Annotated in this window: 16 protein-coding genes; 5 read left to right on the top strand and 11 right to left on the bottom strand. The window is 46.6% G+C overall.

Annotated features, from left to right (window positions below; genetic code table 11):
• Positions 1 to 62: 62 nt before the first annotated feature.
• The 5 genes from secG to rpsO form a co-directional block, all read right to left on the bottom strand.
• Positions 63 to 410: a preprotein translocase subunit SecG gene (gene secG, locus FD971_RS03905; RefSeq protein WP_215334784.1), complete on the bottom strand. Its 348-nt coding sequence runs from the start codon at positions 408 to 410 to the stop codon at positions 63 to 65.
• A 22-nt stretch (positions 411 to 432) separates the two neighbouring features.
• Positions 433 to 1,191 (bottom strand): triose-phosphate isomerase, encoded by a 759-nt coding sequence (gene tpiA / locus FD971_RS03900; protein ID WP_215334783.1) that lies wholly within the window; start codon positions 1,189 to 1,191, stop codon positions 433 to 435.
• Positions 1,192 to 1,208: 17 nt separating this feature from the next.
• Positions 1,209 to 2,207, bottom strand: coding sequence for an NAD(P)H-quinone oxidoreductase (locus FD971_RS03895; protein WP_215334782.1), 999 nt, complete (start codon positions 2,205 to 2,207; stop codon positions 1,209 to 1,211).
• Positions 2,208 to 2,246: 39 nt separating this feature from the next.
• Positions 2,247 to 4,412: a polyribonucleotide nucleotidyltransferase gene (gene pnp, locus FD971_RS03890; RefSeq protein WP_215334781.1), complete on the bottom strand. Its 2,166-nt coding sequence runs from the start codon at positions 4,410 to 4,412 to the stop codon at positions 2,247 to 2,249.
• A gap of 271 nt (positions 4,413 to 4,683) precedes the next feature.
• A complete protein-coding gene (gene rpsO / locus FD971_RS03885) occupies positions 4,684 to 4,953 on the bottom strand; it encodes a 30S ribosomal protein S15 (protein ID WP_015420915.1) in 270 nt (89 codons plus the stop codon).
• Positions 4,954 to 5,164: 211 nt separating this feature from the next.
• On the opposite strand from rpsO, the gene FD971_RS03880 reads away from it, so the two are divergent.
• Positions 5,165 to 5,767: a YSC84-related protein gene (locus FD971_RS03880; RefSeq protein ID WP_215334780.1), complete on the top strand. Its 603-nt coding sequence runs from the start codon at positions 5,165 to 5,167 to the stop codon at positions 5,765 to 5,767.
• Positions 5,768 to 5,804: 37 nt separating this feature from the next.
• Here FD971_RS03880 and FD971_RS03875 read toward each other — a convergent pair whose 3' ends face one another.
• The 6 genes from FD971_RS03875 to FD971_RS03850 form a co-directional block, all read right to left on the bottom strand.
• Positions 5,805 to 7,352 carry a 2-isopropylmalate synthase gene (locus tag FD971_RS03875; RefSeq protein WP_215334779.1) on the bottom strand — a complete coding sequence of 516 codons (1,548 nt, stop codon included), beginning with the start codon at positions 7,350 to 7,352 and terminating at the stop codon, positions 5,805 to 5,807.
• A 232-nt stretch (positions 7,353 to 7,584) separates the two neighbouring features.
• Complete coding sequence (gene pssA, locus FD971_RS03870; RefSeq protein WP_215334778.1) at positions 7,585 to 8,448, bottom strand: CDP-diacylglycerol--serine O-phosphatidyltransferase; 864 nt, start codon at positions 8,446 to 8,448, stop codon at positions 7,585 to 7,587.
• 27 nt (positions 8,449 to 8,475) lie between these two features.
• Entirely contained in the window at positions 8,476 to 9,123 is a 648-nt protein-coding gene (locus tag FD971_RS03865; protein WP_215334777.1) for a phosphatidylserine decarboxylase, read from the bottom strand.
• 63 nt (positions 9,124 to 9,186) lie between these two features.
• Entirely contained in the window at positions 9,187 to 10,203 is a 1,017-nt protein-coding gene (gene ilvC, locus FD971_RS03860; RefSeq protein WP_215334776.1) for a ketol-acid reductoisomerase, read from the bottom strand.
• 51 nt (positions 10,204 to 10,254) lie between these two features.
• Positions 10,255 to 10,746: an acetolactate synthase small subunit gene (gene ilvN, locus FD971_RS03855; RefSeq protein WP_015420909.1), complete on the bottom strand. Its 492-nt coding sequence runs from the start codon at positions 10,744 to 10,746 to the stop codon at positions 10,255 to 10,257.
• The gene (locus tag FD971_RS03850; RefSeq protein WP_215334775.1) at positions 10,746 to 12,533 is read right to left on the bottom strand and encodes an acetolactate synthase 3 catalytic subunit; all 1,788 of its coding nucleotides are present in this window, start codon (positions 12,531 to 12,533) and stop codon (positions 10,746 to 10,748) included. Before FD971_RS03850 ends, ilvN begins: the two co-directional genes overlap by 1 nt.
• Before the next feature lie 193 nt (positions 12,534 to 12,726).
• On the opposite strand from FD971_RS03850, the gene FD971_RS03845 reads away from it, so the two are divergent.
• Genes FD971_RS03845 through FD971_RS03830 form a run of 4 tightly spaced genes read left to right on the top strand, consistent with a single transcriptional unit; the run spans position 12,727 to position 14,966 of the window.
• On the top strand, positions 12,727 to 13,296 hold the full coding sequence (locus FD971_RS03845) for an RNA polymerase sigma factor (RefSeq protein ID WP_215334774.1): 570 nt from the start codon (positions 12,727 to 12,729) through the stop codon (positions 13,294 to 13,296).
• The gene (locus FD971_RS03840) at positions 13,293 to 13,757 is read left to right on the top strand and encodes a DUF3619 family protein (RefSeq protein WP_215334773.1); all 465 of its coding nucleotides are present in this window, start codon (positions 13,293 to 13,295) and stop codon (positions 13,755 to 13,757) included. Before FD971_RS03845 ends, FD971_RS03840 begins: the two co-directional genes overlap by 4 nt.
• Positions 13,758 to 13,783: 26 nt before the next feature.
• The gene (locus FD971_RS03835; RefSeq protein ID WP_215334772.1) at positions 13,784 to 14,413 is read left to right on the top strand and encodes a DUF3106 domain-containing protein; all 630 of its coding nucleotides are present in this window, start codon (positions 13,784 to 13,786) and stop codon (positions 14,411 to 14,413) included.
• Between the two features lie 13 nt (positions 14,414 to 14,426).
• Positions 14,427 to 14,966, top strand: a complete 540-nt coding sequence (locus tag FD971_RS03830; protein WP_256442904.1) for an RDD family protein — start codon at positions 14,427 to 14,429, stop codon at positions 14,964 to 14,966.
• The last annotated feature ends 6 nt before the right edge of the window (positions 14,967 to 14,972 follow it).

The following is a 14,972-nucleotide window of genomic DNA, read 5'->3' as shown; positions in this document are numbered from 1 at the left end:
TACCGCATTGCACCACTAAACCACCCCGAAAATAGGGGTAGGAAAGCCTAAAACCTACTTTTTTACTTTGGAACCGCTGGCTTCGTTGGATCCTGTGCTGGCTCAGCTGCTGCTGGGGCTGGAGCCACAACAGGAGCTACAGTGCCAGACAAAATACCAGGGCTAACTTCCTTCTTATTCCCAATCCAGGTAATACCCAGAGTGCAGACGAAAAAGATTGCCGCAAAAATCGCGGTTGTGTGGGAAAGGAAATTGGCAGAACCGCTAGCGCCAAAAAGGCTGCCGGAGGATCCAGATCCAAAAGCAGCGCCCATATCGGCGCCCTTACCCTGCTGAAGCAACACAAGCAAGATCACAGCCAAAGCTGAAATTACCTGCAACACGATCAATAAAGTCTTAAACCATTCCATGGCTTATCTCCAAATAAAAAATCTAGGCCTGACAAATAGCGAGAAATTCCTGCGGGTTCAAAGAAGCACCCCCAATCAATCCGCCATCAATATCTGGCATTGCAAACAGTTCAACGGCATTGTCAGGTTTAACACTGCCGCCATACAAAATTCCCACATGGGAGGCTACATCTTCATCAAACTCCGCCAACTGCAAGCGGATTGCTCGGTGGATATCTTGAGCCATCTGCGCACTTGCCACCTTGCCGGTGCCAATTGCCCAAATAGGTTCATACGCAATCAGGCAGTCAGCTAAACGGTCTTGCAAGATCGCTACCTGCTTTGAAATTTGAGCTCTCACCACCTCAACTTCGCGACCTGAGTTACGCTCGTCCGCAGACTCACCTACACAAATGACTGGAGTCATGCCGTTATCAAGCGCCTGAAGGGCTTTCTCGGCAACCTGTTCATCAGTTTCCTGGTGATACTGGCGACGCTCAGAATGCCCAACAATCACATAAGTGCAATTCAATTCCTTGAGCATGGATGCAGCAAGCTCCCCGGTATAAGCACCAGCAGCATAAGCCGATACATCTTGAGCGCCTAAGCTCAAAAATGCTAAAGAACAATCACGAATCAAATCACTACACTGCGACAAATACGGGGCGGGGACACACACCGCATACTTGCGTCCAGCAGGCATACCTTGCTCCATCCCACGGCAAACGATCTTGAACCAGTCTGCATTTCTTGCAAGACTGCCGTTCATTTTCAAGTTGCCAATAACAGTGAGTGGACGCATTAAATCTAGCTCAATACTTAAACAGTTAACACAATCTTGCCAACGTGCTCAGAAGACTCCATCAGGCGATGGGCATCAGCCGCTTGATCTAGGGAGAATGTTTTATAAATCACTGGCTTTAACTTACCCGCATCAAGCAAAGGCCAGATACGTGCATGTAACTGCTGTGTAATTTGCTTCTTGAATGACACTGGACGTGGGCGTAATGTAGAACCAGTGATGGTTAAACGGCGACGCAAAATTTGACCCGTATTCACTTCTGCTTTTGATCCGCCCATGATCGCAATGATCACGATACGACCATCATCAGCCAAGCAATCAATCTCTTTTTGTACATAAGCACCGGTAACCATGTCGAGAATAACGTTGACACCCTTACCGTCTGTTGCCTTCTTCACTTCTTCTGCAAAATCTTGTGTCTTGTAGTTGATCGCTAAATCAGCGCCTAAAGCCACGCAAGCTGCGCATTTCTCATCGGTACCTGCAGTCACAAACACTTTATGGCCCAAAGCTTTTGCAATCAAAATAGCGGTGACACCAATGCCGCTCGAACCACCTTGCACCAACAAAGTTTCACCCTCAGACAACTCACCACGCATGAAGACGTTACTCCACACGGTGTAAAAAGTTTCTGGCAAGGAAGCTGCCTCTTGATCGGTAAATCCTTTTGGGTACGGTAAGCATTGGGCAATGGGGGCGGTACACAATTCAGCGTAACCACCACCTTGCACCAGCGCACAAACCTTATCGCCAACTTTAAGACCAAACAGATTATCGGCGTGAGCTAAATCACCGCCAACAATTTCACCAGCCACTTCGAGACCAGGAATATCAGATGCACCTGCTGGGACTGGGTAATGGCCTTTACGTTGTAAAACGTCTGGACGATTAATTCCAGCAGCAATAACCTTAATCAAAATCTCACCTGTTCCAGCAGCCGGAGCCACTGGGTCAGGACGAGTGGCAGACACCAGCATTTCTGGTGCGCCAAATTCTTTGATTTCCATTACGCGCATATGAACTCCGCTCGCTGACTAAATAACTTAATGAATAAATTAAGCTGATTCGCCAGATGCTGGAGCTGCTTCAGCATTTGCAGACGCGCCAGCCAAAGGAGCAATCGTGCCACCCTCATCAGCCATTGCAGCCTTGAGAGATAAACGCAAACGACCACGTTCATCAGCAGCTAACAACTTCACGCGAACCACTTGGCCTTCTGCCAAATAGTCTTTAACTTCTTTTACACGCTCATTAGAAATTTCAGAGATGTGTAAGAGACCATCTTTGCCTGGAAGAATATTTACCAAAGCACCAAACTCGAGCAGCTTCACTACTGGGCCTTCGTAGATCTTGCCTACTTCAGCTTCAGCAGTAATGCCTTCGATGCGTGCTTTCGCTTCAGCCATGCCTTCAGCAGAAGTAGATGCGATTGTTACTGTACCGTCATCTTTAATGTCGATGCTGCAACCAGTTTCTTTGGTCAAGGCTTGAATTGTTGCGCCGCCCTTACCAATTACTTCACGAATCTTGTCTGGATGAATCTTGAAAGAAACCATACGTGGAGCATGTGCAGACAATTCAGTGCGAACTGAACCCATCGCTTCTTGCATCTTGCTCAAAATGTGCAAACGGCCTTCTTTAGCTTGGGCCAGTGCAACTTGCATAATTTCTTTAGTGATACCTTGAACCTTGATGTCCATTTGCAAAGCAGTAATACCGTTAGCAGTACCCGCTACTTTAAAGTCCATGTCGCCTAAGTGATCTTCGTCACCCAAGATATCTGTCAATACAGCAAAACGGTTGCCATCCAAAATTAAGCCCATTGCAACACCAGCAACGTGAGCCTTAACTGGAACACCAGCGTCCATCATTGCTAAACAGCCACCGCAAACAGAAGCCATGGATGAAGAACCATTGGACTCAGTAATTTCTGAAACCACACGAATGCTGTACGCGAAATCTTCAGCGCTTGGCAATACTGGAATCAATGCACGTTTAGCCAAACGACCATGACCAATTTCACGACGCTTAGGGCTACCTACACGACCAGTTTCACCAGTTGCAAACGGAGGCATGTTGTAGTGGAACATGAAGCGATCACGGTACTCACCTTCGAGCGCATCGATGATCTGCTCATCACGTGCAGTACCCAAAGTAGCAACTACGAGAGCTTGTGTTTCACCACGGGTAAACAATGCTGAACCGTGTGTGCGTGGCAATACGCCATTACGAATTTCGATCGGACGAACAGTGCGTGTATCACGACCATCAATACGTGGCTCGCCATTCAAAATTTGGCTACGAACAATCTTCGCTTCGATTTCAAACAAGATATCGTTAACGGCAACAGCGTCAACATCACCTTCTTCTTGCAACTTAGCTACAACTGTTTTAGTAATTTCTTTGAGCTTGTCTGAACGAGCACCTTTTTGACGAATCTGATAAGCCTCACGCAATGGCGCTTCAGCCAATGCGGTGACCTTAGCGATGAATGGCTCATCTTTAGGAGCAGCAGTCCAATCCCACTCTGGCTTGCCAGCTTCAGTCACTAATTCGTTAATTGCATTGATTGCAGTTTGCATTTGGTCATGACCATATACAACGGCGCCCAACATGATTTCTTCAGACAACTGATTAGCTTCTGATTCAACCATCAATACCGCAGCTTGAGTACCAGCAACAATCAAATCCATCTCACTAGTAGCTTGCTCTGTACGAGTTGGGTTCAAGAGGTATTGACCGTTAGCGTAACCAACACGTGCTGCGCCAACTGGGCCAGCAAATGGGATGCCTGAAACAGCCAAAGCTGCAGATGCAGCGATCAATGCAGGAATATCAGCAGGAACGTCTGGGTTGATAGACAACACATGAACCACTACCTGAACTTCGTTTAAGAAGCCTTCTGGAAACAGTGGACGCAATGGGCGATCGATCAAACGGGAGATCAATGTCTCACCTTCTGATGGACGACCTTCACGACGGAAGAAGCCGCCAGGAATTTTTCCTGCAGCGTAAGTTTTCTCGAGGTAATCAACAGTCAATGGGAAAAATGACTGGCCAGGCTTGGCTGATTTAGAGGCAACTACTGTGCCCATTACTACTGTGTCATCCACATTAACAATGACAGCACCACCAGATTGGCGAGCGATCTCGCCTGTTTCCATTGTTACTTGATGGTTGCCCCATTGAAACGTTTTTACTACTTTTTTAAACATCGTCATTCTGATCTTCTCCAAATTGTTCACGTGAAAGCCACGTGGATTTCACGCTTGTCGTGGGATAAAGCAGTGTCACGACAACACTGGAGCGATTAAAGATCACAAGGGATGCCATTCCAGGGAGGCACTGGATTTCACAACCCAGAAACTCATTGGAATGACACGATCCCCTACACAAATAATCTTGAAGCGCTCAAAAAACATGCCATCTGCTTAGGACTGATTCTGTTACGAAACAACCCTAAGAAAGATGGCATTGCAATACCGATAAGAATTACTTACGGAGACCTAATTTCTCGATCAATGCGCGATAGCGACCCAAATCCTTACCCTTGAGGTAATCCAAAAGGCGGCGGCGGCGTGAAACCATCTTCAACAAACCACGACGGCTGTGATGATCCTTAGCGTTAGCTTTGAAATGGGGGGTTAATTCATTGATACGGGCTGTTAGCAATGAAACTTGAACTTCAGGGCTACCTGTATCGTTTGCGCTGCGCGCGTTTTCTTTGACGATTTCCGCCGTTTTAATATCAGCAACTGCCATTTTCATACTCCTTACTTGCGAACACCTGAGCTTTCACCCAATTCGTGTCGTGCATTTATTAATCAAATAAAACAAAAAAGCTTTAAAAATCAAAGCCCTCGAATTGTAGCAGAGGCAGGCCATTAAAATCGACTACTCTGCCCAGAGCTTGCTATCCTCTAGGGGATCACGCCTTAGTTAAAATAGAAATATTCAATAAAATCAATAAGTTATGAAAATTCATCGTCTTGCTCCCTCTATATTTACCCTGGTTTTGGGCGCTTTTTGCCTCACCAACACTGCATTTGCCCAATTTTCCAATCCTTTCGCTCCTCAACAGACGGTTGCTCAGCAACAAGAGGGCATCCTTAAATCGAGTAATGACACCCTAAAGGCGCTCTACCAAGTACAGCCCAAGGCAAAAGAGCTTATTGAAAAGTCAGCTGGCTATGCCACCTTTAGCAACTTTGGCATGAAGATTTTGATCGCAGGCGGTGGTACGGGTAGCGGTGTTGTTATTCAAAAGGACGGAGTTAAGCCGATCTATATGAATATGGCTGAAGTACAAGCTGGTCTTGGCTTTGGAATTAAGTCATTCCAGAACATCTTTGTATTTCAGACGAAAGCAGCCTTAAATGACTTTGTGAATTCGGGGTGGACCTTTGGCGGCCAAGTGACCGCGGCAGCCAAATATGAAAAAGATGGTGATGCCTACCAAGATGCAGTAGTCGTTGCGCCAGGAGTACTGATGTACCAATTAACTGACTCAGGCCTTGCCGCTGAAATCACCGGCAAGGGCACCAAGTATTACAAGAACACAGATCTCGATAAATAAGCGATTCTAAGAAGTGCTGCAGGTGCCCCTGAATGGTTTAAGGAGTCATCTGCGCATTGAGCTTAGCCTGACTAGGATCATGCAATTTATTCAGTGCAGATAAATACGCTTTCGCTGACGCAGCAATAATGTCCGGATCAGTTCCAACGCCATTGACGATGCGGCCGCCCTTAGCCAAACGCACAGTCACCTCACCCTGAGATTGCGTACCCGAAGTGATTGCATTGACCGAGTAAAGCAATTGCTCCGCCCCACTCTTCACAATTTCTTCAATCGCATTCAAGCTGGCATCAACTGGACCGTTGCCTTCAGCCTCAGAGCTCGCTTCTTTATCGCCCACTCGGAAGGTAACCTTAGACTTTGGACGCTCACCTGTTTCAGAATGCTGACTCAAGGAAATGAATTTATAAAACTCACCCTCTTCCGCCGCAGCAGAGTCTGACATGATGGCAATAATGTCTTCATCAAAGATTTCAGATTTTTGATCGGCCAATGCCTTGAAGCGAACAAATGCTTCGTTCAAATCCGCTTCGGCTTCAATCGCAATACCCAACTCTTGCAAGCGCTGCTTAAATGCATTGCGACCCGATAACTTACCCAACACAATCTTATTGGCAGACCAGCCCACATCTTCTGCGCGCATGATTTCATAGGTATCGCGATTCTTCAAAATACCATCTTGGTGAATACCGGAAGTATGCGCAAAGGCATTAGCACCAACGACTGCTTTATTTGGCTGAACAACAAAACCAGTAATTTGTGAGACCAACTTAGATGCTGGAACAATTTGAGTCGCATCGATGCCGCATACCATGTCGAAGTAGTCTTTGCGGGTGCGCAAGGCCATGACGATTTCTTCTAAGGCCGTATTACCAGCGCGCTCACCCAAGCCATTGATGGTGCACTCAATTTGACGAGCGCCACCAATCTTGACCCCAGCCAATGAATTAGCAACCGCCATGCCCAAATCATTGTGACAATGCACAGACCACACTGCTTTATCTGAGTTCGGAACACGAGTACGCAAGGTCTTGATGAACTCACCATAGAGTTCTGGCGTGGCATAACCTACAGTGTCAGGGATATTAATGGTGGTTGCACCCTCATTAATCACTGCCTCAACCACTCTGCACAAGAAATCCATTTCAGAGCGATAACCATCTTCCGCCGAGAACTCGATATCTTCAGCCAAGTTTCTGGCAAAACGAATCGAACGTTTTGCTTGCTCCAATACTTCTTCTGGAGACATGCGCAATTTGACAGCCATATGCAATGGGCTGGTTGCTAAGAATGCATGAATGCGTTTAGCGTTCGCAGCCTTTAAGGCATCTGCAGCACGAGTAATATCTTTATCGTTGGCGCGTGCGAGTGAGCAAACAATGGAATCTTTTACCGCAGCTGCCACAGCAGAGATAGCCTGGAAGTCACCTTCAGAGCTTGCAGCAAAACCAGCCTCAATCACGTCCACCTTAAGACGCTCTAATTGGCGAGCAATCCGAACCTTCTCATCCTTAGTCATGGAAGCGCCAGGCGATTGTTCGCCATCGCGTAAGGTGGTATCAAAAATGATTACTTTGTCACTCATCACTACTCTCCGGTTCAATATTGCTTAATTATGTTCACTACTCAATTACGAATCTAAAAACAAAAACCCCAGCAATTTGCTGGGGCTGGTATGTCGTGGCTAATGAATTACTTTGATCTCATTAACTCAGGCCTTACCCGCCCCAAGCTGTAGGCTTAGTGCTAGTAGAAGAAGACCAGAAAGAAGTGAGAAATTCATCAACATGGATTAAATATAACCTAAAAATATGGTTTTAGCTAAAACGGCGACCACTCAGTCGCTCCCATGCCCAAATAACATAACCCGAAATCGAATACACCACAAAAAGACCAAATAAGGTTAATGGCGGGTTGGAGGAGATCAAGACAAAGGTCAGAATCATCAAAACCATCACGCCAAACGGAACACGGTAGCGAACATCCAAAGCTTTGCCGCTATAAAAACGGGCGTTAGACACCATGGTCAAGCCGGCATAAACCGCCAAGAAGAAGGTAATCCAAGGAATGGCACTGTCTCGTACTGGAATCTTATTGTCATCAGCCAACCAGATAAAACCCGCCATCAAAGAACCGGCCGCAGGACTTGGCAGACCCTGAAAAAACTTCTTATCGACTACACCAGTGTTGACATTAAAACGAGCTAGACGCAAAGCTGCGCCCGCGCAATAGGTAAACGCTGCTAACCAGCCCCACTTGCCCAAATCTTTCAGGGCCCACTCATAAGCCACTAAAGCTGGAGCAACGCCAAATGACACCATATCGGCTAGAGAATCATATTGCTCCCCGAAGGCGCTCTGGGTATTGGTCATGCGGGCTACGCGACCATCCATACCATCCAAAACTAAAGAGGCGAAAATGGCAATCGCAGCCATCTCAAACTGGTGGTTCATTGCATTGACTATGGCAAAGAAGCCACAGAACAAAGCTGCAGTAGTAAATGCGTTAGGGAGAAGGTAAATGCCTTTGCTACGTTGACGCGGCTTATCCGCATGCAACTCTTCCACCTCGAAATCAATTCCATCGCCCAGCTCTTCAGCCCATTCGGCCTGTGAATGCTCGGCACGTTTGGGAGCAAGGCGACTACGGTCTATGCGGCCACGACGACGAAATGTACTCAAAGAAGATTCCCAGTTAAAACGACTTAATTAATCTAAGCCGGGTACGCGAGCTAAAGCGGTGTTTGTAGCAAAGACTTTATCGCCAACGCTCACCAAAGGTTCTGCCGTTAAAGGTAAATATACATCTACGCGGGAGCCAAAGCGAATAAAGCCATAGCGCTCACCCGCCTTGAGTCTATCGCCAACATGGATATAGCAAAGAATACGACGGGCAATAAGTCCTGCAACCTGAACCAGTGTCACGATTTGGCCATTGGCCTCTATGACGACCGCATTACGCTCGTTCTCAGTAGAAGCCTTATCTAAATCGGCGTTGACAAACTTACCTGGGAAATATTGAATCTCTTTTACCAAGCCATTAACTGCGCTGCGGTTGGAGTGAACATTGAAAACGTTCATGAAAACACTGATCTTTAAAGCCTCACGACCTGCATAAGGATCGTTGGCTTTTTCCACCACAACGATACGACCGTCGGCTGGTGATAACACTAGGTCACGACCGATGGCAGCAATACGCTGCGGATCACGAAAGAACTGCAGAACAAAGATAAGAATTACCCATAAAGGCCACGACCATGCAATACCACCTAGATAGTGGACTAGCAAAGTGACAGCCCCCACTAAAGCCAAATACGGCCAACCTTCTTTCGCAATAATGGGGTGCGGATACATCATCTTTATTCTGAGCCTTATTAATTACTACTATTAATTTCTAAATACGGATTAGCGAGTTCTTACTTAGTTCTTAGTTTGATCGACTAATTTGTTCTTCGCAATCCAAGGCATCATGGCGCGCAACTTAGCACCAACTACCTCGATGTCATGCTCCGCATTCAAACGACGACGTGAAATCAAAGTAGGTGCACCTGCTTTGTTTTCCAAGATGAAGCTCTTAGCGTATTCACCAGTCTGAATGTCTTTCAAGCACTGACGCATTGCATTCTTAGTATCTTCAGTTACAACACGTGGACCAGTCACATACTCACCGTACTCAGCGTTGTTTGAAATGGAGTAGTTCATGTTGGCGATACCACCTTCGTAGATCAAATCAACAATCAACTTGAGCTCATGCAAGCACTCGAAGTAAGCCATTTCAGGAGCATAACCAGCCTCAACCAAAGTTTCGAAACCAGCTTTGATCAATTCAACTGCGCCACCACAAAGAACAGCCTGCTCACCGAACAAGTCAGTTTCAGTTTCTTCACGGAAGTTAGTTTCAATGATGCCGGCACGACCGCCGCCGTTTGCTGTTGCATATGACAACGCAACATCACGAGCAGAACCAGATTTATCTTGATACACAGCGATCAAATGTGGAACACCGCCACCTTGAGCGTAAGTACCACGAACAGTGTGGCCAGGCGCCTTAGGAGCGATCATGATTACGTCCAAGTCAGCGCGTGGCTGAACTTGACCGTAGTGAACGTTAAAGCCGTGAGCAAATGCTAATGCAGCGCCCTGCTTAATATTAGGATGCACTTCTTTGTTGTATACCTCAGCGATTTGCTCATCAGGCAAGAGCATCATGACTACGTCAGCATCTTTCACTGCTTCGCCAACTTCTTTTACTGTCAAACCAGCATTTGCAGCTTTGCTCCAGGAAGCACCATCTTTACGCAAACCCACAGTCACGTTACAGCCTGAATCTTTGAGATTCAATGCGTGTGCGTGACCTTGTGAACCATAACCAATGATGGTTACTTTTTTGCCTTTAATGAGGGACAAATCAGCGTCTTTATCGTAAAAAACTTTCATGCTCTTTCCTTGTTTTGAAAATGTAATTAATTCAGTAATCAGTTAAAAAAATTAAACCTTGAGGATGCGTTCGCCGCGCCCAATGCCAGAACCACCCGAACGGACAGTTTCCAGAATCGATGCACGATCAATCGAATCAATAAAGGCGTCTAATTTGGCACCATCACCAGTTAATTCAATGGTGTAACTCTTATCAGTCACATCGATGATGCGACCACGGAAGATATCCGTTGTACGTTTCAACTCTTCACGCTCTTTACCAACCGCGCGCACCTTAATCATCATGAGTTCACGCTCAATATGAGGGCCTTCAGTCAAATCAAAAACTTTAACCACTTCAACCAAGCGATTTAAGTGCTTAGTGATTTGCTCAATTACATCCTCAGAGCCAATTGTGACAATCGTCATACGAGAAAGCGATGGATCTTCAGTAGGTGCAACACTTAAGGTTTCAATGTTGTAACCGCGTGCGGAGAATAAGCCCACCACCCGAGACAATGCGCCTGGTTCGTTCTCTATCAATACAGAAATAATATGTCGCATTAGAGTTCCTCACTACCCAAAAGCATTTCGGTAATTCCCTTGCCCGCTTGAACCATTGGCCAAACGTTTTCTTCTGGGTCTGTCTGGAAGTCCATAAATACAGTGCGATCTTTTAAACGAATCGCCTCTTTGAGCGCGCCCTCAACATCACACTTCTTCTCAATCCGCATACCAACGTGACCAAAAGCTTCGGCCAACTTGACAAAGTCTGGCAGTGAATCCATGTATGAACTGGAATAGCGCTTGTTATAAGTCAACTCCTGCCATTGACGAACCATACCGAGATAACGGTTGTTTAAAGAAACAATCTTTACTGGTGTGTCGTACTGTTTGCAAGTAGACAATTCTTGAATACACATCTGAATGGAACCTTCACCAGTAATGGTGAATACATCCTTATCAGGGAAGGCTTTCTTAATACCCATGGCATATGGCAAACCAACACCCATAGTGCCTAGTCCACCAGAGTTAATCCAACGACGCGGCTTATCAAACTTGTAAAACTGAGCAGCCCACATCTGATGCTGACCCACGTCAGAGCAAATGAAAGCGTCACCGCCAGTCAGTTCCCACAATTTCTGAACAACGTATTGCGGCTTAACAATTTGTGATGCTTCGTCATACTTCAAGCAATCTTTTTTACGCCACTCATTAATCTGCTCCCACCATGCCGCAACTTTCGCGTCATTCTTACGTGGGCCTGCAGCCTTAAGTTGAGCAGTCATCTCTTGCAGCACTTCTTTGAGATTGCCAACGATAGGGACATCTACTTTCACCCGCTTCGAAATCACGGATGGATCAATATCAATGTGAATGATCTTGCGTGGATGACTTGCAAAGTGAGTGGTATTACCAATCACGCGGTCATCAAAACGCGCGCCAATTGCAATCAACACATCACTGTGCTGCATCGCCATGTTGGCTTCGTAAGTACCATGCATACCGAGCATGCCCAAAAATTGTGGGCTAGTACCAGGGAAGCCACCAAGACCCATCAAGGTATTGGTCACTGGGTAGCCTAGCAAATCTGCAAACTCTTTTAACTCGGGCGCAGCATCAGCCAAGATTACGCCGCCACCGGTATAAATGTATGGACGTTCCGCTTCTTGCAATAAAGAAACTGCCTTGCGGATTTGTCCGCTATGACCCTTAATCACTGGGTTGTAGGAACGCATCTCCAAAGTATCGGGATATACAAATGGTCCCTTGGCGGCAGAGACATCCTTAGGGATATCAATCAATACTGGACCTGGACGACCTGTCTGCGCAATATGGAAGGCCTTCTTAATCACCAAAGGAAGATCTTTCACATCCTTAACCAAAAAGTTGTGCTTCACTACTGGGCGAGTAATACCAACGGTATCCGCTTCCTGGAAAGCATCTTCACCGATTGCGTAGGTAGGCACGTTACCGCTGATGACCACCATAGGAATGGAGTCAGTATAGGCAGTGGCAATTCCGGTAACCGCATTGGTTACGCCTGGGCCTGATGTGACTAGAGCAACGCCAACCTTACCGGTTGCACGTGCATAGCCATCTGCCGCGTGAACTGCTGCTTGCTCATGGCGAACAAGAATATGTTCAAACTTGTCCTGCTTAAAGATTTCATCGTAGATAAAGAGAACAGAACCGCCCGGGTAACCCCAAACGTATTCAACACCCTCTTTGTGCAAAGCCTGTACCAACATTTCTGCACCAATCATTTCAGGTGCATTCGCTGTGGAATGGGAATTTGCTGTGTCTTGGTTAGCTTTAGAAGCTAAAAATTCGGCGCTGCTTGTATTCATTTTCTTTCGTCCTTTGCAATTTTCGGCAAAAAATTGTTTGGTCTGTTCTGTCTCCTGCTTGTGGCCTGAGTTCGAACGGCGCTGCTACCGGAAAAAACCACTTCTTGAATGAGATTCTAGGTAGTAAGCCCTATATTCTATAGCAATCCCCTAAAATAGACGAATTCCATCTGATTCAGGTCTAATCTACTGAATGGCTTCACCCCAAGAACTTTCTGACTTTCTGAGCAGTGTCGAGCAGCGCGCTTTCAAGCAGGCGGTCTATGCTGTGCGAGATGATGATGCTGCCTTAGACATTGTTCAAGACGCCATGATTAAGTTGGCAGAAAAGTATGGTGACCGCCCCGCATCTGAACTACCCCTGGTATTCACTAGAATTCTGCAAAACCGCATTCATGACTGGTTTAGGCGTCAAAAGGTCCGCAATACTTGGGTCACCCTCTTCTCCAATATGGGTAAGAAATCGGATGAAAACGATGATTTTGACCCCCTAGAGTCGCTTTCGGCCCCAGATGACAGTGAAATTCACCAAGATGGGGCATTTAAGCTCGAGCGTACCCAGCTTTTAGAATCCCTCGAGTCAGAAATATCAAAATTGCCCGCCCGTCAACGAGAAGCCTTCCTGATGCGTTATTGGGATGAGCTGAGTATTACTGAAACTGCCCTCGCCATGAGTTGTAGCGAGGGAAGCGTCAAAACCCACTGCTCAAGAGCCACCCAGGCTCTAGCTAAAGCATTGAAATTAAAAGGAATTATGCTGTGAACCGCAATCAAGACATCCTCAACCCTACAGAAGTTGACCAGTTTGGTCTGACTGCTGCCGCCCTGCTCCGCGAAGGGTCCCAATCCTTGCCAGCAGGTATCAAAGATCGTCTGTATGCAGCTCGCCTTAAGGCTATTTCTGTCAAAAAACCAGAAAAAGTGCGTATCCAGCAGCATGTTTTAGCCAATATCACCGGAAACTGGTCTTCAGGCTCGCGTCCATTTTGGGATAAGGTCGGCTGGATTGCCCCACTAATCGTGCTGGTTTTTGGTCTGATTGGCATTGCCCAATGGCAGCAAGACTCTCGGATCAACGATATTGCCGAATTGGATGTTGCCCTCTTAACTGACGATGTACCGCCAGATGCATATGCTGACAGTGGCTTTATGGGCTTCCTTAAAAATGGGCCTTTAGCTGATGCAGAGCAAGATAGTCTGGATTCATCTAAATCACCCTCCTAAAAACTAAACCAGAGCCAAATTAGCGCATGCTAAAAAACTTACGCTCTATTGTTGTAGCACTGACCATGAGTCTAGCCTTGGCGCTATCTCTTGGCGCCCTAGGTACAACAAGCGTATGGGCTCAAGCACCATCGAACGCTCAGAGCAAAGCTACTGGCATTCCTGAGAAGAAGCCGGACGGTACATGGGAAAGTCTAAAGCCTGCACAACAGAAAATCCTGGCGCCCCTTGAGGACGATTGGGATTACATGCTGCCCGATAGTCGTAAAAAATGGATTCAGGTTGCCAACCTCTATCCAAAGATGAGTGATGTCGACCAGCAAAGACTGCAATCTCGTATGACAAGCTGGTCCAAGCTCTCCCAAAAAGATCGTCGCATTGCACGAGAAAATTACCTGACTAGCTTGAAGTTTCCAGCCGAGAAAAAAGCAGAGGCTTGGAGCGCATATCAGAAATTAAGTGATGAGCAGAAAAAGAAGTTGGCTCAAGCAGAAGTGAATAAGAAAAAGCCTACTGCTGCGAGTGCACCCACATTGCAACAACATCCCATCACACAAAAAAATAATCTTTCTCCAAGTCTGCCAGCTAGCAGTACCGTCACCCAAGAAGCTCCAGCCCCGAGCACAAGTTCCGACAGTAGCTCAAGCAATCAGTAAGCACTTCTAAGTCGTGATAACCCCTGCCGAGTTAAATGTACTTCCTGCTCCGCAATTTTGGCGGCGGGTCTCTTGCAACCTATATGAGCAATTAGTTTTATTGGGCGTCATTGCCTTTACTTTCTTGCTCCCGAATTTAGGCCTAGGAATTCTGTTTGGCATCTCCCTACCGAGTTGGCTAACCTTTCTTTATCTCTATGCTGTCTTGGGCATTTACTTTGTTTGGTACTGGACCAAATCTGGTCAAACACTCGCAATGCAAACATGGCGCGTACGCATGATTGGGCCTGGTGGTTTTAAGCTGACTCGTAAGCAGGCAATCTGGCGCTACTTCTACGGATCATTATGGCTTGCTCCTTGCGTTATCCTGCAGTGGCTTTTCGAGCTACAGAAATGGCAAATTATTGAGATGCTGTTTGCGGTGGCTTTATTTCTGTGGCCCTTAAGTATTTACTTAGATCGGGTTAGCCCTCTACTACGTCAAAGCCTGCCAGATCGTTTTGGTGGAACCCGCTTGGTGGAGCTACCCAAAAACTTAGTCACACTCTCGTAAGCACGA

The sequence above is a fragment of the Polynucleobacter sp. AP-Ainpum-60-G11 genome (genome assembly GCF_018688375.1).
Classification (GTDB): Bacteria; Pseudomonadota; Gammaproteobacteria; order Burkholderiales; family Burkholderiaceae; genus Polynucleobacter.
Note: the sequence above shows the minus strand (reverse complement) of the source record. Positions and strands in the feature narration are given on the sequence as shown.